Origin of the sequence: Weissella viridescens (assembly GCF_001437355.1) — a bacterium.
In the GTDB taxonomy this organism is placed as follows: domain Bacteria; phylum Bacillota; class Bacilli; order Lactobacillales; family Lactobacillaceae; genus Weissella; species Weissella viridescens.
This window is the reverse complement of the sequence record NZ_JQBM01000001.1, coordinates 193663-218516: the sequence shown is the minus strand read 5'-3', so window position 1 is coordinate 218516 and position 24854 is coordinate 193663. Positions and strand designations below refer to the sequence as shown.

Below are 24854 nucleotides of genomic sequence, written 5' to 3'. Positions count from 1 at the left end.
TAACGCGTTTTGCTTAGGAGGAATGATGGTACTTTCAGAAACGGCCGCGTCAATTAATCAAAAACTTGCTGAAATGAATTATCGCCAACAATTAATGGATACTTTTGCGAAGATGCAACAGTTACCCGCTGATGAACGGCCACAGTCCCTTAAATTTCCAGATAAGGTAAAGCAGACAACTGTTGAACTTGAAGCGTGCTCAATCCGCCGTCTTACATTAACGGATACCACCAAAGGTGAATTGCTGATGCTGCATGGTGGGGCGTTTATTTTGCCGGCTTCAACGGCGTTTAATCAAGTGGCATTGACCTTTATGAAAATGGGATATGCTGTAACAATTCCGGATTATCCGCTAGCACCTGCCGGATTGGTAAATGTTCGTCAGTGGATTTTAAAGGTTTATCAAGACTGGATGAATCAAAGCCAAGCGGAGCGACACTATCTTTGGGGGGATTCTGCTGGTGCTAACATTGTTTTACGGTTATTGTTAGATATCCGTGAGAATAGTTTGAAAATTCCTGATGCTTCGGCGCTGGTTTCACTCTGCCCTGATACAACTTTTAATGTCTCAAAAACAGCAGCGCAACAAGATTTGGTGTTAGATCCAAAGCGGATGCGCTGTATGCAAAATGATGTGGGGTATCAACAATTCGATTTCATGCAACAGACGGATTTTAGTCATATTGGACGGTTGCGTTTGGACTCAGGTGGCAATGAATGTGTTGTGGATTCAGTTAAAACCATTGCGCAGAAATGCGAATTAGCCGATGGAAATGCAGTTGATTGTATCATTCATCCTTGTTTAGTCCATGATTATCCAATGTGGCAGTCCATGCCAGAAGCTAAAGCGACCTTGAAAGAGATTGATAAATTTTTTCAAATGTAAATAAAAAACGCTGGAAGCGCTACACATAGCAATCCAGTGTTTTTTATTTAGCATCAAATTGATCGGAAAAGAGTTGTAGTATTTCATGTGCGGCACGTTTGACCCCCATTGATGAACGACTTTGATTCGTAAAAAGAATGATGCCATATTGACTGTCACTAGAGAGTTGGACCCAGTTGCGATAATGAGTATCACGTAAGTAGCCGTAAACTTTCTTGAGTTTCCCGTGACGGCGATGGTACATGCCACCAGAATAGCCATTATTAGGTCGATTAGGTTGATGGGTGAGTTGCTCGTAACCGTGCACATCTAAAATTTGACTATTATGTAATCCACGTTGGAATTTTAAATAATCATCTGGGGTTGTATATAGATTACCCGCTCCAACGATATAAGACATGAGTTGAGGGGTGGCCGTTCGAGGTTGTCGGTACTGCCAAGGACCAAAGGAACGGTAGCTGACGGCCGGTGTGCCGCCATGTGTATCTAAATCGTGCCACATAACTGTCTGCGTCAGTTTGAGCGGTCTGATGATACGTTGGTTGAGATTATCAGCATAACTTATGTGTGTTTCCTGACGAATAATCCCAGCGAGTAAGATATAGTTGTCATTATCGTAGTAAAAATGATTAAGAGATAGTTTGCTAGCATTAATCCGGTTAACAGTAGCCTGAATTGCCTGATCTTCAGTCATAATGAAACCTGGATCACGTTCTGACTTTAAATCGACAATACCAGAGGTATGCGTTAATAATTGGCTAATTGTAATATTGGCACCTTTATTCAGGTCAGGGTACCAGCGTGCAATCGGGGTGTCTTCACTAATCGGGGATGAAGTGAATTTTGATTCATTGATGATTTGAATCATCATAGCTGCAGTCATGGATTTTTGGAGGGAAGCGCTTGGATAAAGAACATTAGGGTTCTGATTATAGCGCAGATGTTTTTTATCAGCATAACCAAAGCCCTCAATGTCTTGATTTGACTGGTCAGCGTTGATAACGAGAACTTTACCGGCCAGTCGGTATTTTTTCATGATTTTGGCAATAGGTTCCGCGAGGTAATCATTGTGTGCCGTATGATCCATGGACATAGTAGCTCCTTTCGAAAAGATATTACTCATATCATACCGCGCTTCAATATAATTTGTAACCACAAGTCTTCTGTTTCATAAACATGGTAAAATAGGATTTAAGACACTGGAGTAGAGGTTATTAGGTATGCAGGAAAACTTATTTAAATGGTTCTTTCGAATTCGACAATATCGCTTTGTGGATTTGACGCAACGAACGTTAACACGACTATTTCCTTTTGCCATAATTGGCAGTTTTTTATCAGCTTTCCGTAAAACAGTTTTAGATGACGCGGGCTTTATCAATAATGTATTTGATATTCCGAACCTTTTACCGCAATATGATTTTTTGAATCACTATTTTCAAAATTTATCCCACTTAACTTTAGGGATTTTAGGGATTTTAGCTGCCTATTATATGGCTGATTTATCTGTGAGAAAATATAGTCATAAAATCTATCAAGCTGGCATTACTGCGGCGGTTGCATATGTGCTCGTTTTCAATCCTGCCAATTTGGTGAAGGGACACATGCAGTTGTCTGCCATGACACGATATACGGGGATGCGTGGGCTACTAGTAGGACTTGTATTTGGATATATTGTTGGGACTATTTTTGGTCGTGTGGCAAGATGGGGACAAAAACATGCTAAGCACACCGAAAGTGTCAATAATTATGGAATGATTGGCGTGGTGGCCTTGATGTTAGGTGGTGGATTACTGCTGAATGTTGGATTAAACATGCTTGTTAAATTCACACCAATTACGAATGGGATTGATATGGCTGTTAGCGCATTGCAACGGGGGTCATTTAGTATGACCCTGTTGGGGACGCTTGTGACAACGGCTATGCGTTGGTTGGGCTTAAGCGGCCCGTTTTAATTTGATAACAGTTTTACTAGTCCAACAGCAAATGCTAGTTTAATGTTTGCCTTAAAGCATCATTCAGCTTGGCAAGTATCTAATCCATTCACCGAAGAAAGTCTCTATGATAGTTTCGGATTATTTGGTGGTGTTGGTGGAGTCTTAGCTTTAGGTGTTGCCGTTATTCTATTCTCAAAAAGTCGCAAACAGCGGGCAATCAGTAATATTTCAATTCTGCCCACACTTTTTGGAAGTGGGCAAGGACTAATGATTGGGTTGCCGGTCTTATTTAGTCCGATTTATCTCATTCCATTTATTTTCGTACCAACAATCAATGTTTGTTTAGGTGCCATTCTGATTGGTCTTAAAGCAATGCCACCATCGATCTATCCGGTGCCGATTGGAACGCCAGGTCCATTGATCGCCTTTATGGGCTCAGGTGGAAATTGTGTTGCATTATTTGCAGGAATTGTGATGTTTATCATTGATGTGATGATTTATATTCCTTTTGTTAAGTTGGACGAACGCATACAAATACGCTTAAACGAAAGGCATTGAGGGTGGTGAAAACGATGTTAAAAAGACATAAACAAGCCATAACGGGCCTCCTGATTGGGATAGGCTTACTACTTTTGCTGGCCGTTCCAGCTTATTCATGGACTAAAATGAATATTCACGAACTAGATCGTTTTTACAATTCAAAACTATCACCGGTCATTTTAATTCCCGGCAGCTCGGCGACAAATAATCGGTTCGATGGCATGGTTGAGGATATTAATCAAACGGCACCGGTTCGTCATAGCCTAATTAAAGTCAAAGTATGGAACGATGGTCGAATCACAGTGGTTGGCAAAAAACTAAAAAATGATAATGAACCCTTTATTGTCGTTGGATTTGAAAATAACCATGATGGCTATAAGAATATTAAAGCCGAAGCAGAGATGTTTAACGCTGCCTTTGCTATGCTCCAGAATAAGTATGAATTTAATAATTACAAAGGGATTGGCCACTCCAATGGCGGACTCGTTTATACTGATTTCTTAGAACGATATGCACAAAATTATCCTGAAGTAAAAATTAAGAAACTGCTGACAATGGGCACGCCATTTAACTTTGAAGAAACCTCGATTCATAACCGAACGCAAATGCTTTCTGATTTTATTAAACATAAAAAGCGTTTGCCAGAGGATTTAACGGTTTACGCGCTGGCTGGGACCAAAACGTATACATCAGATGGCATTGTTCCGGAAGAATCTGTCCGAGCAGGTAAGTATATTTATCAAAATCAGGTAAAAAACTATACGGAAATTACAGTAACCGGATCAGATGCAGAACACTCGGATTTGCCGGAAAACGATGAAGTGATTAGTACGATAACACAGCGTATTTTAACCAAACCACAACCGCAAAACGGGGCAACGCAAGAGGATGGTTCGGTTGTGACAAAAAAAGATAAGCATAAGGAGAAATAGGTATGCCACTAAAAAAACATGCTAAATGGCTGGTTGCCATCGTTAGTATTGCTGGTATTTGTGGCATCAGTATTGCTGGTATTTGTGGCATCGCTTACTTAGGTACGACTTTAGTTGAGCATCCGGATTCAGCACAGAGCGATTCACGAGATGCATTGACGCATGAGCATGAGGTGGTGCCTGAGGCGAGTCAGGCAGTACAATTCGATAACGCCATTAAACAAAATAAGTTTAGTGGAACGGTACTTGTTGTTAAAGACGGTAAACCCATCTTGAATCAAGGGTATGGTAAGACTAGAATTCGGTCGCAACGTGACAATACGACAGCGACGAAGTATCCGATTGCTTCATTGACCAAAAATGTGACGGCTGTACTTGCAGTGAAGCAGTTAGAAGCTAAGGGTTATTCCCCAGAGACGAAAGTATCGACGTTTTATCCGAACTTGCCGAATGCTGAAAACATAACGATTCGGCAATTAATTACCATGAATGCAAAATATGACACGAGCAAATTTGTACCCAAGCGTTTAGGGGATGAAAAAGTGTACATTGACGAAATTTTAAAGCATACGTACTATAATCATACAAAAACAACGTGGCATTATAATGCCACTGATTATCATATTTTGATTGGCATTCTGCATAAAGTGACTGGAAAATCATACGAACAACTCGTTAAAGAAACGTTTGGTCCACAATATGAACTACAAACATTGCCGGGGTATGCGAATAATTTAGCGAAGCCACTAGGTAGTACAGTTGAGGGGGTTAACATCCCATTTAACAAATCAGAATATCAAAAGGAGTTGGGCACGGGTGATATTTTCACAAATACTTGGGGCATATACCAACTGCTTGAATCTGAGATAAAAGCAAAAATTGTTACGCCGCAACAGTTTAAAGCCGTTTCGACACCAATGTCACAATATCACGAAATTTATTCTGGAGGATTGTATTCAGAAGATCGTGGTCGCGCTTATTTCTGTCGTGGTGTGATGCAAGGCTTTGAGGATTATGTCTATATGAGTAAGGATGGCCGCAATGCGGTAATCCTACAATCGAATCAATATTCTGTAACGGGAAAAAATGCTAACTTGGCAAAATATATTTACGGGAAAGTTGTTGGACATGAGGTAGTATTCAAAAACTATTAAGAATCCTTTTTTTGCGAACCTAGTTGTGGATTTACCGGAATTATTAATTAATGCTATAATTGTTCATTGAATAAAATGTAAATGGGCGTGAATGAAAATGCGTTTAAATCAATCAAAACAAAAAAAGAGACGGCGCCAGTGGTTGTTAGTCGGTTTCTTGGGAGTCCTTATAGTTGTACTGATTCTGTTGGTATTAAGCTTGAGGCCAGACCAAAAAAATACTCGGCATACTTCGTCGGCAAACCAGAAGTCAACCGTAAAGCTTAAACCATCCAATAAATTCAGAGATAATGGCAACCAGCCAACTTATGTGCAAGGGCCAGTAGTGAACCAATTGAATCAAGAGTTGAAACGCAAGGGTTTCAAAGGAACCGCGCTAGTTATCAAAGACGGACATGTCCTACTTAATCGGGCTTATGGAAAATCTAACCAGTCAGGTAAGCAAAATACAGTGACAACGACATACCCATTGGCTTCAATTTCTAAAAATATCACTGGGGTATTGTTAGTGAAAGTTCTTCATGATCATGGCTACAATTTTGAGACTAAAGTTTCGGAATTTTATCCTAATTTGCCAAATGCCAAATCTGTAACGATAAAAGATCTTGTTGATATGACAAGTGGATATATGGTCAATGGCTTTAGTACGAAAAATCTCTCAGAAGCCGGCTATATCAATAATGTCGTACAGCGGGTACAATACAATCCACAATACGGCGAAAATGGGAAGTGGCGCTACAGTGCTGCAAATTATATTATCGTGTCAGGAATTTTAAGAAAGTTGACCCATAAATCGTATGACGATTTATTAGATGAATATATTCAACCGTACTATCATATAGAGAACAATGTACAATTTTTGAGTAATAAAAACCGTGCTGTCGCGTATGAAATTGGCGGTAATCATCCAGTAAAAGCACCTAAAGCTGCTTTTTATTCTGAAGTCGGAACAGGGAATTCATATGCAACACCATACACCTACTATAAATTGTTTGATGATGAAATTAATGGTAAATTAATTTCGAAAGCACAGTTTACAGCACTAACGCATCCAGTTACTGGTAAAACTTATGCAGGTGGCGTCTATACGTTGCCAAGCATCAATGCTTACGGTGGTCACGGTACGCAAGCTGGTTTTGAATCATCATATCGTATTTCAAGTGATGGGAAGACGGGTCTCTTTTTATTTTCTAATCAGAAGGCTGAACCAGAAAATGAGGAAATAACCTTTAGGTATTTCAATGATTTAATTAAACCATAAAAAAAGAACACGACTTTACGGTCGCGTTCTTTTTTATTATAAATTACAAGAGACGACGCCACGTTTCATCATTAATTGATTTAACTTGGCTATGATTGATTTTACCCAACATAAGGATGAAGAATTCAGCTAGGAAGAAGCCAATTGTAATTGATACAGCAACCACAAATACATTGTGGAATTGCGCATGGGCAGCGTAGGCGCTGTGGTTGGGTGTAATTAACAATTTCATCGCTTCATAGGCTCCACTACCAGGAACTAAGCTCACCATGGCTTGGATAGCAACAACATTGGAAGACACATGATAATGGCTACCGTATGCATGGGCTAATAGGCCGATGATTAAACCACCCATTAAATTTGGCAAGACGAGTGAGTTGGGCAAAGTCAGTGACAGTCCATGATAAACGATCCAAACAATCATGCCAATCGTTCCCGAAGGAACTAATGATCGTTTGGGAACATTGGTGATGATTCCAAAACCAAAGGCTGATGTAAAACTTAGTAGCATGTTCATTAAAATATGGTAACTTGTCATAAGGTTGTTCCTTTTAGAGGTAGCTTAAAAGAGTGCGTTGAAGATAACGATGGCAATGGTTGAGCCAACACCTAAAGCACCAGCACTTAGCAATGATTGCAGAAGACGGATTAATCCTGAAATCATCTCATTATGAATAATTTCATGGATTGCATTCACAATTGAAGTGCCAGGGAATAGGGGCAGCAAACCAAAGATGATGAGGCTAGCAACCGAAGTTGTTGGATAGAATGTCCCGGCAACACAAGCTAAAAAGGCTACCGTAAAATCGCCAAATACATTGGCCACATAGGGCAAGTCAACGTGACGGTCAACGGTACTATTTAAAAAGTAGCCAGTTGGTCCTAGAAAAAAACCAAACAAAAAAGTGATTGGAGTTGTTTGGAAAAGTAAAAAGGGTGGCATTGAAACTAACCCAGCCCCTATGAAACGTAACCAAAAAGGGTAGTTGATAGTTTTATGTTCAATGCGATCAATGCGATCGTAATAGGTGTTTAGATCAATTTGCCTAGTTAATAAGGCATAAGTGTTTTGGGTCAACGCATCGACCTTTTGAAGGTTAAAGGCATTTGAATTAACCTTAATTAATTCCGTCTTACTTGTGCTATCTAGATTAATGAAAATGGTATCTAAAGTAATGGCACAGTTAATTTTAACGTTTAAAAATTCACTGATTGTAATCAATTGATTTTCTACTTGAGAATCTTCGGCACCATTCTCAATCATCAAAGATGCGTACTGCGTTAAATTTGTTAAAAGGCGATCAGAATCAATGTTCTGTATCGCAGTAACGGTCTGGGTCATCGTAATAGGTCCTTTGAATTTAGGTTGGTTAATGTGTACCGATGTCGAAACTGAGACACATGGCAATAATTATATGCTTAATCGTATTAAAAGTAAATTTTAAAGCAATGCATATTTATTGATACCAGTTATGACATGGTTTTCAATTTGGCCTAACCTTTTACGAAAAAAACTTTGATTTAGTGATTGACTTAAAAATTAAGTTCAAATATACTGGAAATTCAGGTTCATTTTCAATGAAACTTAATGGCTGTCGTGGAACAACGGTTCTAGGTTCAGGCAGTTCCCCCAAGTGTGGACAATAACGATTGGGGAGTGGACGCCATAATGAATCTTTTTAACGTTTTTACGTTAAAAAAATTTGATAAAGGAGTCTATATTTTGACTACATTTAAAACACTTTCAAGCTGGCAGAAAAATGTCGGCGCTTTTTTATTGAGTCAGTTCTTAACTGGTATTACCAGTATGACGGTTCAATATTCAATTATTTGGTATTTAACTGAGCAAACGCACTCAGCGAAGGTGCTTAGTTATGCCACACTTATCGGTATGTTGCCGATGATTTTACTTAGTCCCTTCGCTGGGACTTATGTTGATCGTTGGAACAAGAAACTCTTATTAATCGTGCCAGATGTTGTCGCGGCAGTTGTTGCAGCTGGACTGTCAATTGTTATTCTAATGACGGGGCACGTTTCAATTTGGGTGGTTTATCTGGCGCTGTTTATTCGCGCCGTTGCACAGACCTTCCAGATGCCAACAATTCAATCAATTATCCCAACGATTACACCCGAAGCACATTTAACTAAAGTGAATGGGCAGTTTGGGATGATTCAATCAGCGAATATGATTGTTGCCCCAGCGCTCGGTGCCTTTTTGTTCACCATAGTTTCCGTGCAATATTTATTATTACTAGATGTGCTGGGGGCCGTTCTGGGAATTTGCATGCTGCAATTTGTTAAAATCCCAAAGGTGGATGCTGCGGCTAAGAACGAAGTGGCCAAGGCCCATCCAGTTAAGACTGTTGTAAGTGACATGCTGACTGGGGTACAACTCTTGACCAAAAATAAAGGGTTATGGATTTCACTGGTGATTGGTTCAATTTCAACGTTATTTATTATGCCAATTGCTAGTTTGTATCCCTTGATGACTTTAGACTATTTTAAAGCCTCTATTGGTCAAGTTGGGTTAGTTGAAGTCTGTTATTCAGTGGGAATGCTGACAGGTGGGCTCATTATCAGCGTATTTGGAAATTGGAAAAATCGAATGATTCCGTTTATGCTTTCTTATATTTCTTTGGGGATTGTCATGATTTTGAGTGGGTTGTTGCAACCTTCTAAATTTGGTTTTATGCTTTTCGTCGGCCTAACGTTTATCACGGGCGTTGGCGTGCCATTCTTCGATACACTACTAATGGCGATGATTCAGCAAAGTTATGAAAACGAGAACTTGGGTAAAGTCATGGGCGTCACTATGTCAATCTTGAGTCTCCCAGGACCAATTGGGTTGATTGTCTTTGGGCCATTGGCTGATACCGTTGGGGTAAATCGTGTCTTCTTAATTTGTGGTGTAGCCGTGTTCTTATGTGCACCTGTGAATTGGGCATTTAAGTCGGCACGTGAATATGATGTAAATTTACAAAGTAACAAAAAAACAAGCAACACTAAAACGTAGCATAAAAAAATATTTTTTGGAGAAAAATGATGAAAAAAGAATTGAAACTTATTTTAGCTGGCATTTTATTTCTAGCGGCTATCTTACGAATTCCACTGACCTCAGTGGGCCCGCTAATTCCTTCTTTGAGTGATACAACAGGTCTTTCATTGACAAATTTGAGCCAATTAACCTCAATTAGTCTTTTGGTTTTTGCAATCCTATCAACCTTAGTGCCTAAGATTTCGCGTCGACTAGGATTGTTGCCAAGTATTTTAGGGTCGATTAGTCTTGTGCTAGTCGGGATCCTGGTACGATCATTTACAGGAAACATTGGCCTCTATATCGGAACAGTGATTATTGCCGTAGGGATTTGTTTTGGAAACGTCCTTTTGCCAACTTTGGCCAAGACTTACTTTCCCAATCAACTCGGTAAGATTACAAGTAGCTATACGATTGTTATGAATTTAATGGGGGCCATTGGGTCAAGTGCAGCAATCCCAGTTTTGGGGTTGATGCATAATGTACCAAGCCTAGCCTTGGCATCGGTTGGCTTTTTGGCGCTACCAGCTTTGTTGGTTTGGTTTATGATTTATCTAACGGGTGGAGCTAACGCTACTCAAACAGATGCTGGAACAGCCACACAAATGGGAGCGAAAGTTAACATTTATCGCTCAAAAATTGCTTGGTCTTTGGCAACTTTTATGGGTCTACAATCATTGATTTTCTACACATACGTTTCTTGGTTGCCTAAGATTATTGAAAGCAAAGGTTATTCATTAGCGTTTGGTGGAAGTCTGTTGGGCGTTTTGCAATTAATGATTTTACCAGCCTCATTTGTGGTGCCAGTTTTTGCCGAAAAGGTTAAGAATCAAACTGGTTTTGTCATCTTTGCGGGATCTGCTATTTTTGTTGGGACGCTTTTATTGTTTACTGGCAATGAGTTCTTGATGGTCGTAGCTGTTCTAATTTTGGGAATTGCTGTCGGTTCGGCCTTTAGTTTATCACTCATTCTATTTACGATTCGTACGCATTCTGGTCAGGTTGCAGCTGAACTTTCAGGGATGAGCCAAACTGTTGGTTATACCCTAGCAGCCGTCGGACCTGTATTTTTCGGCTTACTAGTAGGCTGGACTGGTTCGTTTATTACACCACTAATGTTAATTTTGGTATTGGCCGTTTTGATGGTCGTTATTGGTTATAAGGCTGGGAAACCAGGATTTATTGATTAAAAGATATAAAAAAGCCAACTGGGATGTTATCCAGTTGGCTTTTTTAGCTATACCAATATTAATTTAATTAAAAAATTGTTGGTAAATAATTTTAGTGGCTTCATCAATTTTATGTGTATCAATACCAAGCATGAGACTGATTTCAGAAGCGCCCATGTTAATCATGCCGACATTAATGTTTGCATCACTAAGCGCTGTGAGAATTTTAGCTGGAGCATTATGGTAAACATGCATCCCTTCACCTACAACCATCATAATGGCAAATTCAGGAATCAAATCTAGTTCATTTGGATGTACGGTTTCTTCAATTTCGGAGCAAACAGCCTGAATTTGTTCTTCACTTACCAGTGATTTATCGAAAATGATGGTCATATCATCGATTCCAGATGGCATATGCTCATAACTGACACCATGTTTCGCGAGGATTTCTAAAATTTTCAAGGTAAATCCGACTTCTTTATTCAGCAAGTATCGGTGAATATAAATGGCGGCGAAACGTGCGTCTGTTGCGATACCGGTGACGGGTGAGACAGTTTTTTCGTCAACTGCGCTGGTTGGGACAATCATTGTTCCAGGCGCGCTGGGATCATTGGTGTTCTTAACATTGATTTTAACATTTGTTTCAATCACAGGAAGGATTGCCTCGTCGTGAAAGACTGAGAATCCCGCATACGATAGCTCCCGCATTTCACGGAAAGTCATTGTCTTAATTTTTTGAGGATTTGGCACTAGATTGGGATTTACGGTATAGATAGCAGAGACGTCGGTAAAGTTTTCATATAAGTCGGCCTGCAGTCCACGAGCTAAGATAGCGCCTGTGATGTCTGATCCACCACGTGAAAAAGTGACCATCAAACCGTCGGCATCAAAAGCACAAAATCCAGGGACAACGGTAATAACTTGATCATCTAACGTCACTTGTTGCATGGTGTCGTAGCAAGCGGGAACAATTGCGGCTGCTCGAGGGGTTCCGTTTACAACTATACCAATTGTGTCTGGGCGGACAAATTTGGCAGGATGCCCCAAATGATTTAAGATTCGCGCGAGTAATTGCGCATTAAAATATTCACCATGCCCTGTAAATGCAGCAAAAAGATAATCAAAAGAGGGGTAGTGAATACGATTTAGTTGGTCTAGTTCGTTTTTAAGCATGTTTACGAACGTTGCATCCTCAATTTTAAAATAATCAAGAATATCTGTATAACGTTTTAGAATTGTCTGTTTAATTTCTGAGAGATCAGCACCACTAATGGTTTTTTCAGCAAAAGTGATAAATAGATCCGTTACTTTTATATCGCCAGAAAAGCGTTTACCAGGAGCAGAAGGGACGACAACACGCCGATCTGCATCACGCGTAATGATATTGATAACCTTTTCAAACTGGGCACCATCAGCTAATGAGGACCCTCCAAACTTAACGACTTTCATAAAAGTAACCTCCAATTTGTTTGTCATCAAGTAAACATGTGAAAATGATGAAAGTCAAGGGGTTGACCTTTTCGCAAAAAACTAGTAATCTAATGGTAATTTAATAAATAGATAGAGGTTGCAACCGACAAAATTAACTAATGGAGTTTGCCAAACGGTGAAGTTAGTGAAAGGGAAGGTTGCCGAGGTGTTTTGGTTTGGGCAAAATCAAATGCCGGGCTAGCAATTAAGAGTTGTTAGACTGTCACTGCTCATACAAGTAGTGGGGAGCTGTCGTTCGTTATCGAGATAAGTGTACTTTACTGAATCCGAATTACTGGGCGTTCCCTGTAATTCGGATTTTTTTTAGATTTTTTGGAGGATCAGACATGGTAGTTGCGATTACAAGACCCACCCGCGTGATAGTTTCAAAATCAGCGGTGAAACATAATTTAGATGCGACACGTGATGCTTCGCACGCCAAGTTTATGTGGTTAGCGGTTAAGTCAAACGCCTACGGCTTTGGCATCATCCCCATGAGTCAGGCAGCGGTTGAAGCTGGCGTGGATGGATTAGCGGTTGCCATTCTGGATGAAGCCCTAGCCATCCGGCAAGCCGGGATTACCGTCCAAATTTTGGTTCTCGGCATTACGCCACCGGGATATGCCAAGTTAGCAGCAGAATACGACGTTATTTTGACGGTTGCCGATCAAAACTGGTTAACACAAGCGCACGATGAATTAGCAGGTGTGGAGAATCCACTCCAAATCAACATCGCTGTTGATACCGGCATGAATCGGATTGGGTTTACTGACCGTGAACAATTGGCTGATGCATTAGATTATGCTCGAAATCAGGTCGGTATTTTTGATGATCTAGGCATCATGACCCATTTTGCAGAATCGGATTCGCCAAAGGTGGATTACTTCCACAAGCAGGTTGACCGTTGGCATGAATTGACCGATGGTCTTGAACTACCACGTATGGTACATCTTGCTAATTCAGCCGCTGCGTTATATCATGCTGATGAAATCCCAACCGACGTCATTCGTGCTGGGACAATTGCATACGGGATAGAACCTTCACAAGGTGAACTACGCGATGCCAGTTATGTTGAACCAGTCCTTACGCTTGAAACCGAGTTGAATTTTGTTAAGCAATGTCATGAAGGTGACGGTGTTAGCTACGGTCATACTTACTACACATCAGAAGGTGAATGGATTGGTACGATTCCGCTTGGTTATGGTGATGGTTTGAGCCGTAAGATTCAAGGCTTTGATGTCATTATTGAAGGTGAGCGTTGTCCACTAATTGGTAAGCCAGCCATGGATCAAATGATGGTTGCATTGCCACATGCCTTTCCAGTTGGCACTAAGGTCACCGTGATAGGGAAGAATCATGGTCAAGAGAACACGCTTGAAGATGTTGGAGCCCATGTGGGTGTCACACCTTGGGAGGTATCAATCCACTTACAAGAACGGTTAACCCGAGTATTAGGGAAATAAAGGAGCAAACGAGATGAGTGAACAAGTGAAAATTGCGGGAGTTGCCGCAACTGATTTAGCCAGAGAATATGGTACACCATTGTATGTCTATGATGTCCCACAAATGCGTCAACAAATGCGTGATTTCAAGCAAGCTTTTGAAAACCGTGATGTTGCTTATGCTGTATCATACGCGTCAAAAGCTTTTGCAACAGTCGCCATGTATGAAGTTGTTAAGCAAGAGGGCTTACATCTTGATATTGTGTCAGGTGGAGAGTTGTATACGGCACGTCGGGCTGACTTCCCAATGGAAAATATTTCATTTAATGGAAATAATAAGTCAGCTGAAGAATTACAAATGGCGATTGACTACGGTGTTGGAACGGTTATTGTAGATAACTTTTATGAGTTAAATTTGTTGGAAGATTTGCTTAAACAAGCAAATAAAACACAGGATGTGCTTTTACGTGTTTCACCAGGTATTTCAGCGCACACGCACGAATATATTTCAACAGGTCAAGTTGACAGTAAATTTGGTTTTGATGTAGATAGTGGACAAATGGTTGAGGCTGTTAAACTTGCTTTAGCAAGTGAACACTTGAATGTATTAGGGCTTCATGCGCATATCGGTTCACAAATTTTTGAAGAAGCTGGGTTCCAAGGCGTTGCGACCCGTTTGGTTGAGCTAGCAGAACAAGCTGGTTTTGTTCCTAAGGTCTTGGATGTTGGGGGTGGATTTGGTATCCGCTATACAGAAGATGATCAACCATTACCACCTACAACGCTGGTTGATGACATTATCACAAGTATTGAAACGGCGACGCAAGCACGTGACCTTCCTATGCCAGAAATTTGGATTGAACCTGGTCGCTCAATTGCAGGTCCATCGGGCTACAGCTTATACACCGTTGGTTCACGTAAGGACTTGCCAGGGATGCGCCATTATGTTGCCGTTGATGGTGGGATGGGTGATAATATTCGACCAGCCCTCTATCAAGCGGACTACGAAGCTGAATTAGCTGAACCAGCTGATGACCGTGAAACCGAGTCTGTTCGCTTAGTCGGTAAGTATTGTGAATCAGGTGATATTTTGATTGATGAACAAACTTTGCCTAAACTAGAACCTGGTGATGTCGTGGTTATGAACGCCACTGGGGCTTACGGCTACTCAATGGCTTCAAACTATAATCGTAATCCACGACCAGGGGTTGTATTTGTGGAAAATGGCCAATCACAAGAAGTTGTGCAACGTGAAACCTATGCTGATATGGTCCGTTTGGATCATCACTACGAACTATAAGAGAATTGATAAGGGAGAACATTATGACTGAATTATCTGCTGAAGACATTATTAACACAATCGCAACGGCCCCTAAGCTAACACCTGTCCGTGTCGATATTGCGGGGGATGGTGCCCTTAAGATTTTAGAATTTCCAGAAGGGGTTGAAGCTTTCCTAAATGAAGATACCGGTGTTATTTATGGCGATTGGGCCGCAATTAAGCCAGTCTTGGATGACAATGAGGCTTTGATTAGTCATACTCATGTCGAAATTCTAGCCCGTAACTCAGGTGTTCCTTTGTTGGATTATGACAATATCCCTGCTCGAATTGAACCAGGAGCGATTATTCGTGATCAAGTGGTTATTGGACAAAATGCGGTCATTATGATGGGTGCTACGATTAATATTGGCGCTGAAATTGGTGAAGCTTCAATGATTGATATGGGCGCTGTGCTCGGTGGACGTGCCTTAGTGGGTAAGCACTCACATATTGGAGCAAATGCGGTTTTGGCTGGAGTTGTCGAACCAGCGTCTGCACAACCAGTGCGCGTTGGCGATAATGTTTTGGTTGGAGCCGGTGCTGTCATTATTGAAGGCGTACAAGTTGGTGACAATGCTGTTGTAGCAGCCGGAGCAATCGTCACAGATGACGTGCCCGCTAATACCGTTGTGGCTGGTGTGCCTGCTAAGGTGATAAAGACACTTGATGATCAAACAAAAAGTAAGACGGCCTTGGTCGACGCCCTACGTCAATTAGACTAAGGAGCAGGCGACATGGCTGAAGCACTATTAGATGATACGCAATTAGTTGAGATTAGACGCGATTTACATCAAATTCCTGAACTAGCTTTACAAGAAACGGAAACGCATGACTACCTGAAATCAGTTATTTCGGATTGGCAGGTCCCTTGGATGGAAATTCGTGACGTACCTGAGCTGCCAACAGCCATTTTAGTACGTTTTCAGGGATCAGACCCCCAACGAACATTGGGGTATCGAACAGACATTGATGGCTTGCCAATTGATGAAGCAACCGGGTTACCTTTTGCGTCAAAGCATCCTGGTAAAATGCATGCTTGTGGCCATGATATGCATATGACCGTGGCCTTGGGGGTTTTGCATTACTATACTGTGCATCAACCAAAGGATAACCTTGTATTTCTTTTTCAACCAGCTGAAGAAGAAGAGTTTGGTGGTAAGAAACTTTATGATTTAGGTGTTTTCAACGATGAATGGCGTCCAGATGAATTTTATGGTCTGCACGATAATCCCGCATTACCAGCTGGACAAATTGCAACACGGCAAGGGACACTCTTTGCTGGCTCATGTGTCGTTCGAATTACTTTCTCTGGTGCCGGTGGTCACGCGGCAATGCCACATCTCACGAATGATGCTCTCTTAGCAGGGGCTAGTTTTGTATCAGCCGTGCAATCAATTGTGTCGCGGAACCTTAACCCAGTCGATGCTGGCGTGGTGACATTTGGCAGTTTCCATGCAGGTGGGACAGTGGGAAACATTATCGCCAGTGAAGCGAAGCTCATTGGAACCATGCGAGGACTCACACAAAAGAATTTAGAAATGATGATGGCACGCATGACGCGCATTGCAAATGGCGTTGCCGAAACATTTAATGTAGATGTTGATCTTGAGTTAGAGCAGGGCGGCTACCAACCTGTCGAAAATGACCCAGAGACAACGGCGCGGTTTATTGATTTTATGGAAAACGCGGATGACGTTGATTTCAGTGATATTGATTCAGCAATGACTGCCGAAGATTTTGGTTATTTACTCCATCAAATTCCAGGAACAATGTTCTGGTTAGGTGTAAATGACCCGCAACACAATCTCCATCAAGCAACTTTAAGTCCAGATGAAGCAGCGCTGGTACCGGGGGTACGCGCAATTACCGAATTCTTGGACTGGCGCATGACACAAGCATAAGGAGCACAAACATGTACGAAGATATTAACTTAATTACAGCAATTATTACACCATTTACTGATGATGGACTTGAAATTGATTATCCAGCATTGGATAAATTAACTGATCGTTTAATTGACGAAGGGACACAAGGTTTCGTCATTGGTGGGACAACCGGTGAGGCACCAACCTTAACCCATTTGGAAAAAATTGCTTTGTATACACACTTTGCACACTATGTGGGTGCTCGTGGGATTGTCATCGCCAATGTTGGTGATAACAATACACAACACTCTGCATTATTCGCTAAAGAAGTGAGTGACATTGAGGGTGTTGATGCTGTACTAGCTGTGACGCCTTACTACAATAAGCCTAGTCAGGCAGGGATGATTGAACATTTCCGTGCAATTGCAACAGCCTCAACAGTGCCTGTGATGCTATACAATATCCCAGGTCGATCAGCTGTTGGTCTAACCAACGAAAGCGTCGTCACTTTAGCCCAACACGATAACATTAATGCGGTTAAGCAGGTGACAACAATTGATGACTTAGGTTACCTTGTTGAAAATACACCAGACGATTTCTGGGTTTATACAGGTGAAGATGCGCAAACCTTGGCTGCTAAAGCTGTGGGGGCCCAAGGAACAATTTCAGTTAGTTCACACATTTATGGACCTGAAATGGCAGCCTTGTTTACAGCGCTTGAAGTTGGGGATGTCCCTGAAGCAGGGCGCCTACAACGCTGGTTAACACCAAAAATGAGTGCCTTGTTTGCTTATCCATCCCCAGCGCCAGTTAAGGCAATTTTGGCTGAAAAGGGTGAGGTAGAAAATACAACGCGTCTGCCAATCTTGCCTTTGAATGAAGCTGAAACAACTCACCTTCATGAATTATTAGCAGACCAAGTCGAGGGGGACCAAGCCTAATGACAAAAGTATTTCTAGCTGGTGGTTTTGGTAAAATGGGCCAAGCCATTCAAAAGCAAATCGCACAAACCGAAGACTTAGAGTTAGTGGGGATTTTGGCGCCACATCCAAAACCAGCTGATGTGCCTGTTTTTGAAGGACTTGATTTGATTGATGTTCGCGCAGATGTTTGGGTTGATGTGACAACTCCGGATACAGTCTATGATAATGCTGAATATGCCCTTAATGCCGATATGGATGTTGTCATCGGAACCAGTGGTCTCACAGAGACACAGACTAATGCGCTTAAGCACTTAGCGCAAAGCAAAAAACGTCATGTTTTGGTTGTTCCAAACTTTTCAATTTCTGCCGTATTGATGATGCATTTTGCAGGTCAAGCAGCTAAGTACATGCCAGACGCTGAAATTTTGGAAATTCACCATCAAGACAAGCTTGATGCACCTTCGGGCACAGCGCGGGCGACGGCTAAAAAAATTGCGGCTGGTCGTCGTGAAGATCCACGATTAGTCGGTATTGGACAACCGGCACGTGGAGAAGACATTGATGACGTACAAGTACACGCCATGCGTTTACCCGGTTACTTAGCACACGAAGAGGTCATTTTTGGTGCCACGGGTGAATCATTGCACATCAGTCAAGATTCTATTTCGCGTGAGTCATTTATGGCTGGAGTGGTCTTAGCAATTAAACATGTTGACGAAGTTGCTGATTTAGCAGTTGGTTTAGATGCCATTATGGATTTGTAAGGAGAAATAAATGTCAGAAGCAGGATATCATATTGCGATTTTAGGGGCGACTGGTGCCGTAGGTAATCGTATTTTGGAACAATTAGAGCAGTCAACTATTCCAGTCAAATCAGTTAAACTTTTGGCTTCAGAACGGTCAGTTGGTAAGCAGTTGAACTTCAAAGGTGAACCAATTTCGGTTGAATTAGCAGAACCAGATGCTTTTGAGGGTATTGATATTGTTTTGGCATCAGCTGGAGGATCAGTTTCGGCCGAATTAGCACCGGAAGCAGTAAAACGTGGTGCTGTTGTCGTTGATAATTCTTCATATTGGCGTATGGATGAACGTGTGCCATTAGTTGTTCCAGAGGTAAATCCGGAAGCCTTACGTCAACATCAAGGGATTATTGCTAATCCGAATTGCTCAACGATTCAGATGGTTGTGGCTCTAAAGCCAATTCAAGACCAGTTTGGGTTGAATCAAGTGATTGTTTCAACCTATCAGGCTGCCTCTGGTGCTGGACAAAGTGCGATTGATGAGGTAATTGCTGAAGCACAAGCCTATATTGATGGTGACCGGGCAATTATGAATGATGATGCGCATATCTTACCAGTAAAGGGTGATGTTAAACATTATCCATTAGCTTTTAATCTTTTGGCGCAAATTGATGTCTTTGAAGATGAAGGTTACACGCATGAAGAGTATAAAATGATCGAAGAGACCAAGAAAATTATGCTGGGTGATCCGAAAGCAACAGCCATTAAAGTAACAGCAACTACTGTTCGTGTGCCGGTGATTATTGGACACGGAGAAAGTGTTTATTTTGAAGTCGCTGATAAGTCAGCGACCCGTGAGAGCGTTCAAGCAGCTTTTGCAGGCGCAGATGGCGTTGTCTTGCAAGATGATCCAGATCATCAAATCTATCCACAACCTTTGTTGGCTGAAGGCTCACGTGACACGTTTGTTGGACGTGTCCGTCGTGACTTGGAAAATGAGGGTGCTTTCCATGCGTGGATTGTATCGGATAATTTATTAAAGGGTGCTGCTTGGAATACTGTGGAAATTGCTGAGCAACTGGTCAAGGATGACCTTGTACATGTGCCTGAACAGGCAAGTTGGAAGTAATAAAAAAGAGGCCATAAGCCTCTTTTTTTGTACAAATTTTTCAAATTAAATTTTGATTAATCAGCTAGTTTTGTGTACAAAAGCAAGTCGCGGTATTCGCCCTCGTTAATAATGTGATCTTTTAGTGTTGCTTCATAGTGAAAGTCAGCATTTTCGGCGACAGCAATGCTTTTTACATTCAGTGTATCAGCTTCAATGGTTAATTTATGAAAACCAAGCTCATGCAAGGCGTGGTGAGCTAATTGTTTGACAGCTTGTGTCATGATGCCGTTACCTTGATAGGTAGGGTCTAGCCAATATCCGATTTGAGCATGGTGAAAATTTGCGTTAATTTCGTGTAAATCTATTGTGCCAATGGGATGTCGGTTAGCAAGGATGACTAGTGAAAGTAATTCATATTGGGCATTTTTCATTCGTACATCGTTGATAAATTTTAATTCAGTTTCAACGGAATCCGTTTTTGGAACCCACGGGAGCCATTTAGTAAATTCGGCTGCGTTCGTCTGGATAATGTTGAATAGCTCAGGTGCGTGGCTATTTTCAGGGAAGACGAGTTGAATGAGACCGATGCGTGTTTCAAATTCTGAAAAAACAAACATATGATATACCTCCGAATAAGATGTGACGTTGTTTACAATAAGTAAGTGTGTTATGCTGATTTAACTAATTTAAAGTAAGAGGTGAGAGGAATGGACTTACAGTTAAAACAAAAAACAGCATTAGTGACCGGTTCGACTAAGGGGATTGGTCGCGCAATTGCTGAAAGTTTAGCACAAGAAGGTGTTAATGTCATTATTAACGGTCGCTCAATTGAGACAGTTGATCAGGTACAGAGGACATTACAGTTACAGTATCCCGATGTTTCGATAAGCGCGGCCCCTTTTGATTTGAGCCAGGAAGCTGAACGTGAAGCACTTTATCATCAGTTTCCTAAAGTTGATATTTTAGTTAATAACATGGCTATTTTTGAAGAAGCAACGTTTGCTGAATTGACGCTTGAAGAGTGGCGACATTATTTTGAAGTAAATGCCATTGTGGGGATTGCACTTTCAAAGTTTTATTTACCGCGGCTCTTACAAAAGGATGCCGATGGACGTATTATTTTTATTGCAAGTGAAGCAGCCGTGATGCCAAGTCCCGAAATGCCGCATTATTCTATGACAAAAGCCATGAATCTGAGTTTGGCAAAATCATTGAGCTTACAGACAGCTGGAACAACTGTGACCGTCAACACAGTGATGCCAGGTTCAACATTAACTGAAGGTGTGGAAAGTCTTTTGGAGAGTCTGTATCCAGACATCGCAAGCTTAACTGAAAGAGAACGTCTATTCATGTTAAACAATCGCCCAACGTCAACTATTCAACGATTAATTACCCCTCAGGAGATTGGAGACTTTGTGACTTACGTTGCTAGTCCAAAAGCAGGTGCTTTTTCAGGTGAAGCGCTGCGGATGGATGGGGGCATTGTTCCAACGATGAATTAAAAAAGCGGACCCTGCGGGACCGCTTTTTTTATGCTATTCAGTACCTGCTTCAGTTTGATCAGTAGCAGTATTGTCATCTGTTTGATCGGTTGTAGCTGCGTCTGCTGCTGGTGCAACGTCACCATCTGCAGTAGCGATAACACTACCATCCTTGAGGCCAGCAAGGGTTTCCTTTTCGTATTTTGTCAAAGGAATATGGTTTTCTTTGGCTGATTTAAGTGCATCAGCCATTGGAACACCTTGTTGATCGTGAAGGTATCCAACATATGACGTGCCATATGTTGACATAAAGTCTGATAAGCTAAGCTTCTTAGCATCTTTTTCAACTGATCCGGAGGCTGACTCTGTTGAAGTGTTGCTTGCAGTTTCGGTTGAAGTGTTACTTGCATTCTCATCAGAATCACTAGCAGCATTTGCCAAACTTTCTGATGCAGCCTTATAAGAAGACTTTTGTTGTGCCTTAACTTCAGCTCTGTGCTTATTTTGAGTGACGCCGTAGTATGCAGTTGCACCACACAGCGCGAGTACAGCAACTAACATAACGACAATTCCTGTTTTTTTCATGACCTGTTTCTCCTATAACACGGTTTTATTAACACTAATTATTATAGCTGAGCTTAACGGATTTACAAAGATAAGTTGGTTAATACTAATCTTTTTTAATATTTATTACATAAGTTCATTCACTTAAACAGGCGTTTAATGCCATAACTGCTGATTTAATTGCTTTATTTTGTATATTGTCGAATCAAAGGAGGTTCGTAGTTTTCCATGAATTGAAACATTTTTGGTAAACTATCAAAAAATCCTAGTTTATCAAAATCTGCCTGGGTGAGGAATTCAGTATTCACCATTGCTTGGAACATGTCTTGGATTGGTCGATAATAGTGATTAACATCATAGAAAACACAAGGGTTATCGTTATCGCCGATACGAGCCCAAGAAAAAGCCTCGACAATTTCTTCTAAAGTCCCTGGACCACCAGGTAATGCAATACATCCGTCAGCGTACGCTAACATTTTTTGTTTACGAACAGACATGTTCGGCACAATTTCAAGATCAGTGAGCCCTGGATGAGCAGCACCACGGTCATAAAGATTTTGAGGCATGATGCCATGAACAACACCACCATGATCCAATACTGTTTGAGCTAGTAATCCCATTAGACCAACACCGCCACCACCATAGACGAGTTCAAGCTGATGCTCTGCTAGCCAAGTGCCTAACGCCACAGTAGCGTCAGCATAGGCGGGTTCATTACCTGTCGAAGCCCCACAATAAACCGCAATCTTTTGCATAATATGCCTCCAATTCATGTATTATAGATATATAATATATCATACTGTGGGGGGCGACTATGAATTTAGATGAGCATAAACAGTGGTTGGCCGATTTTTATGCCGAACGTGGCTGGTTACAACTCTCTTCATCACGACGATTGAATTTTTTAACGGAAGAAGTTGGTGAGTTATCCCAGGCAATTCGCCGTTTTGAATTTGGGCGTGATCATCCAGGTGAGCGGACGCAATCAGTGAAAGAAGAAAAGGAAAATATCGTAGAAGAGTTGGCAGATGTGCTAGATGAAGTGTTCATTTTTTGTGAGAAATTTGGCATTTCGCCCAGTGAACTTATGCAATATAGTGAAGATAAATTAAATGGACGTTTTAAATCAAACGCAAAATAAAAAGACGTGTGCCAGAACTGACATACGTCTTTTTATTTAATTTTAACACCTAGATTTATCATGAAAATAGCTGCCTGCTCTTGGTTTAAAGTACAGCCAGCCATGAGTTCTGGTGAAAAGACGAGGCTTTCAAAGTTACTCTTGGAGAAATCTACGCCTTTGAGTGAAGTGCCGCCAAAATCAGCGCCGTCTAATTGGCATGCAACGAAAGTTGTTTTTTTAATACTGAGTAGGTTTTGGAAATAGCTTTCAGTTAATTGCGTGGTTTGAAAAGCGGTGTTAGTCATTTTTGCTTCAGAAAAATTAGCATAGAGGGCGTGACAGTTTGTATAGCGCGTATCTTTTAACTGTGTCTGCGCTAGGTCGATACCAACTAAGCGACAATTTTCAAAAAGGCTGCGATAAATGATACTACCTGACCAGTCTGTATTGGAGAAATCACAGTGAATAAACGTACAATCTAAAATTTCACTTTCGTCAAAATTAATAGTTGAAAATGTGCATTTTTCAAATTGCATGGTATCTAGCCGTAAGGGGGCGCCATCATTAATGATGACACAGTTGGTATAGCTTCCACCGTATTCTAAATCAGAAATGGGAAGAGTTTCATCTGTCATATATTAGTTCATCCTTTTTTGGTTAGGTTAGGCGTTGTAGCGGTTGAGTTGTGCAACGGAAGCTTCCGCCAAACATACGTGAAATTTGGTAATCCAAAGCGATGACCTGAATGCCATGTGCCTCAATGCGTGGAATCAGTTCAGTAAAGGCAACATCAGTGATATACGTACGTTCATCGATTGGTAGACCATTGCATATTAGTTGCGTTGCTTGCGCCAGTGTGACGTCAATGTGTTCCCAGTCCTTAAGTTGGTCAGGGATGCCATCTATAAAGGCTTCTGGGCAGACAATCATGAGACCAGGACGTAATAAGCTTAGGGCACAATCAAGATGCAAAATATGGGGATGCAGTTTCACTGGAATTATATGATAATCGGATCCCAATGTATCAGTAATCCATTGAATCCCAGTGATGTCGCTTGCTAAACCAGAATAACCGACCAGTATATCATGGCCAAGGACGAGTACATCACCACCTTCTAAATAACCTTTGGAGACGCTGATGTAAGGGGCGCTGGCTGCTGTTGTTGCACGAACGAGATAGTCATTGATTGTATCAATTTCATGCTTACGATGTGGCAAACGTAAATGACCTTTGATAACCGTTGAGCCAATTGTGAAGAAAGGATCACGCACAAAAAAATTACTGTAGCCATCACCAGAGGCAAGCCCGCGTTCCTTTTCCGTGGTATTCAGTAACCGGGGACGGATCACCTCAATACCAAATTGGTTAAAGACTTCAATTAGGTTCTGTTTTTCTGCCAACCATTGCTGATTGAGTTTTGGGTATGCTGTGGCAAAATCTTCAGAATAGTGCCCAACTTCAATGTCGGCATAAGTCTCATCTAGAAAGTCATACTCACCATTGTCCATTTCGTCGTAGACGGCTTGACTGGAAAAGGCAAATTCAGACTGTGCTAGGACAACTTTTTTTAATGGGGCAAATTCTGAAATAACGTTAATTGTGTCTGACATGTGATGTGATTCCCTTCGGTGGTTTTTACTTAAGTATAACAGAGTCCAGCAAAGGCAAAATAAAAAGCAGATAACGTTGCAATATGTTATCTGCTTTCATTTTGTTATTAATTGGCTTGAAGACCGGTTTTTTGGTAGCTTTGAAGTAGGGATAAGGGCAACCATTCGTATTTAAACCAAGAGAGGTGTTTAATTTTTTGGTGCCAGCCATACTCAGAGCTATTTGTTGCGACACCTGCATGTAAACGAGTTAGCTTTACCAGCCGCAATGAATCAAATACCTGTAAGGAGGC

At 41.3% G+C, this 24854-nt stretch carries 26 protein-coding genes and 1 riboswitch; of the genes, 17 read left to right on the top strand and 9 right to left on the bottom strand.

Going from position 1 to position 24854, the window contains the following annotated elements:
• Positions 1-25: 25 nt before the first annotated feature.
• Positions 26-886: an alpha/beta hydrolase gene (locus tag IV50_RS01040; protein WP_057743810.1), complete on the top strand. Its 861-nt coding sequence runs from the start codon at positions 26-28 to the stop codon at positions 884-886.
• A 43-nt stretch (positions 887-929) separates the two neighbouring features.
• Here IV50_RS01040 and IV50_RS01035 read toward each other — a convergent pair whose 3' ends face one another.
• The gene (locus IV50_RS01035; RefSeq protein ID WP_057743807.1) at positions 930-1973 is read right to left on the bottom strand and encodes a serine hydrolase domain-containing protein; all 1044 of its coding nucleotides are present in this window, start codon (positions 1971-1973) and stop codon (positions 930-932) included.
• A 133-nt stretch (positions 1974-2106) separates the two neighbouring features.
• On the opposite strand from IV50_RS01035, the gene IV50_RS07700 reads away from it, so the two are divergent.
• From IV50_RS07700 to IV50_RS01010, 5 genes are all read left to right on the top strand, one after another.
• On the top strand, positions 2107-2838 hold the full coding sequence (locus IV50_RS07700; protein ID WP_057743804.1) for a hypothetical protein: 732 nt from the start codon (positions 2107-2109) through the stop codon (positions 2836-2838).
• A 42-nt stretch (positions 2839-2880) separates the two neighbouring features.
• On the top strand, positions 2881-3378 hold the full coding sequence (locus IV50_RS07695) for a PTS sugar transporter subunit IIC (protein ID WP_057743801.1): 498 nt from the start codon (positions 2881-2883) through the stop codon (positions 3376-3378).
• A gap of 14 nt (positions 3379-3392) precedes the next feature.
• The gene (locus IV50_RS01020; RefSeq protein ID WP_057743798.1) at positions 3393-4292 is read left to right on the top strand and encodes an alpha/beta hydrolase; all 900 of its coding nucleotides are present in this window, start codon (positions 3393-3395) and stop codon (positions 4290-4292) included.
• A 2-nt stretch (positions 4293-4294) separates the two neighbouring features.
• A complete protein-coding gene (locus tag IV50_RS01015; protein WP_057743795.1) occupies positions 4295-5446 on the top strand; it encodes a serine hydrolase domain-containing protein in 1152 nt (383 codons plus the stop codon).
• Positions 5447-5537: 91 nt separating this feature from the next.
• Complete coding sequence (locus IV50_RS01010; RefSeq protein WP_084736667.1) at positions 5538-6707, top strand: serine hydrolase domain-containing protein; 1170 nt, start codon at positions 5538-5540, stop codon at positions 6705-6707.
• Positions 6708-6750: 43 nt separating this feature from the next.
• Here the strand turns inward: IV50_RS01010 and IV50_RS01005 are convergent, their stop codons facing one another.
• Positions 6751-7245, bottom strand: a complete 495-nt coding sequence (locus IV50_RS01005; protein ID WP_057743788.1) for a threonine/serine exporter family protein — start codon at positions 7243-7245, stop codon at positions 6751-6753.
• Positions 7246-7269: 24 nt separating this feature from the next.
• The gene (locus IV50_RS01000) at positions 7270-8049 is read right to left on the bottom strand and encodes a threonine/serine exporter family protein (protein ID WP_057743785.1); all 780 of its coding nucleotides are present in this window, start codon (positions 8047-8049) and stop codon (positions 7270-7272) included.
• 381 nt (positions 8050-8430) lie between these two features.
• On the opposite strand from IV50_RS01000, the gene IV50_RS00995 reads away from it, so the two are divergent.
• Both IV50_RS00995 and IV50_RS00990 read left to right on the top strand, forming a co-directional pair.
• Positions 8431-9720, top strand: a complete 1290-nt coding sequence (locus tag IV50_RS00995; RefSeq protein WP_181405887.1) for an MFS transporter — start codon at positions 8431-8433, stop codon at positions 9718-9720.
• Positions 9721-9749: 29 nt separating this feature from the next.
• Entirely contained in the window at positions 9750-10931 is a 1182-nt protein-coding gene (locus IV50_RS00990) for an MFS transporter (protein WP_057743782.1), read from the top strand.
• A gap of 63 nt (positions 10932-10994) precedes the next feature.
• Here the strand turns inward: IV50_RS00990 and IV50_RS00985 are convergent, their stop codons facing one another.
• Positions 10995-12359, bottom strand: coding sequence for an aspartate kinase (locus IV50_RS00985; RefSeq protein ID WP_057743780.1), 1365 nt, complete (start codon positions 12357-12359; stop codon positions 10995-10997).
• A 104-nt stretch (positions 12360-12463) separates the two neighbouring features.
• Positions 12464-12640: riboswitch (Lysine riboswitch) on the top strand.
• Between the two features lie 87 nt (positions 12641-12727).
• Between IV50_RS00985 and alr the strand changes: the two genes are divergently transcribed.
• Genes alr through IV50_RS00950 form a run of 7 tightly spaced genes read left to right on the top strand, consistent with a single transcriptional unit; the run spans position 12728 to position 19800 of the window.
• Positions 12728-13843, top strand: coding sequence for an alanine racemase (alr, locus tag IV50_RS00980; RefSeq protein WP_057743777.1), 1116 nt, complete (start codon positions 12728-12730; stop codon positions 13841-13843).
• 13 nt (positions 13844-13856) lie between these two features.
• A complete protein-coding gene (gene lysA / locus IV50_RS00975; protein WP_057743774.1) occupies positions 13857-15122 on the top strand; it encodes a diaminopimelate decarboxylase in 1266 nt (421 codons plus the stop codon).
• 23 nt (positions 15123-15145) lie between these two features.
• On the top strand, positions 15146-15865 hold the full coding sequence (gene dapD, locus IV50_RS00970; protein ID WP_057743771.1) for a 2,3,4,5-tetrahydropyridine-2,6-dicarboxylate N-acetyltransferase: 720 nt from the start codon (positions 15146-15148) through the stop codon (positions 15863-15865).
• A gap of 12 nt (positions 15866-15877) precedes the next feature.
• A complete protein-coding gene (locus IV50_RS00965) occupies positions 15878-17044 on the top strand; it encodes an N-acetyldiaminopimelate deacetylase (protein ID WP_057743769.1) in 1167 nt (388 codons plus the stop codon).
• An 11-nt stretch (positions 17045-17055) separates the two neighbouring features.
• Entirely contained in the window at positions 17056-17949 is an 894-nt protein-coding gene (dapA, locus tag IV50_RS00960; protein ID WP_057743766.1) for a 4-hydroxy-tetrahydrodipicolinate synthase, read from the top strand.
• Positions 17949-18695 carry a 4-hydroxy-tetrahydrodipicolinate reductase gene (gene dapB / locus IV50_RS00955; protein ID WP_057743763.1) on the top strand — a complete coding sequence of 249 codons (747 nt, stop codon included), beginning with the start codon at positions 17949-17951 and terminating at the stop codon, positions 18693-18695. The genes dapA and dapB overlap by 1 nt, the downstream gene beginning before the upstream one ends.
• Positions 18696-18705: 10 nt before the next feature.
• Entirely contained in the window at positions 18706-19800 is a 1095-nt protein-coding gene (locus tag IV50_RS00950; RefSeq protein ID WP_057743759.1) for an aspartate-semialdehyde dehydrogenase, read from the top strand.
• Between the two features lie 56 nt (positions 19801-19856).
• Here the strand turns inward: IV50_RS00950 and IV50_RS00945 are convergent, their stop codons facing one another.
• Complete coding sequence (locus IV50_RS00945) at positions 19857-20399, bottom strand: GNAT family N-acetyltransferase (protein ID WP_057743756.1); 543 nt, start codon at positions 20397-20399, stop codon at positions 19857-19859.
• Positions 20400-20489: 90 nt separating this feature from the next.
• Between IV50_RS00945 and IV50_RS00940 the strand changes: the two genes are divergently transcribed.
• Complete coding sequence (locus IV50_RS00940; protein WP_057743754.1) at positions 20490-21284, top strand: SDR family NAD(P)-dependent oxidoreductase; 795 nt, start codon at positions 20490-20492, stop codon at positions 21282-21284.
• Positions 21285-21317: 33 nt separating this feature from the next.
• Here IV50_RS00940 and IV50_RS00935 read toward each other — a convergent pair whose 3' ends face one another.
• Together IV50_RS00935 and IV50_RS00930 are read right to left on the bottom strand one after the other, a co-directional pair.
• Complete coding sequence (locus tag IV50_RS00935; protein WP_057743752.1) at positions 21318-21848, bottom strand: hypothetical protein; 531 nt, start codon at positions 21846-21848, stop codon at positions 21318-21320.
• Positions 21849-22012: 164 nt separating this feature from the next.
• Complete coding sequence (locus IV50_RS00930; protein ID WP_057743749.1) at positions 22013-22582, bottom strand: LOG family protein; 570 nt, start codon at positions 22580-22582, stop codon at positions 22013-22015.
• 59 nt (positions 22583-22641) lie between these two features.
• Here IV50_RS00930 and IV50_RS00925 point away from each other — a divergent pair, with 59 nt between their 5' ends.
• Complete coding sequence (locus tag IV50_RS00925) at positions 22642-22968, top strand: MazG nucleotide pyrophosphohydrolase domain-containing protein (RefSeq protein ID WP_057743747.1); 327 nt, start codon at positions 22642-22644, stop codon at positions 22966-22968.
• A 32-nt stretch (positions 22969-23000) separates the two neighbouring features.
• Here the strand turns inward: IV50_RS00925 and IV50_RS00920 are convergent, their stop codons facing one another.
• Both IV50_RS00920 and IV50_RS00915 read right to left on the bottom strand, forming a co-directional pair.
• Positions 23001-23585, bottom strand: a complete 585-nt coding sequence (locus tag IV50_RS00920; protein ID WP_057743744.1) for a pentapeptide repeat-containing protein — start codon at positions 23583-23585, stop codon at positions 23001-23003.
• Positions 23586-23607: 22 nt separating this feature from the next.
• Complete coding sequence (locus tag IV50_RS00915) at positions 23608-24561, bottom strand: dimethylarginine dimethylaminohydrolase family protein (protein WP_057743741.1); 954 nt, start codon at positions 24559-24561, stop codon at positions 23608-23610.
• Positions 24562-24854: the final 293 nt, after the last annotated feature.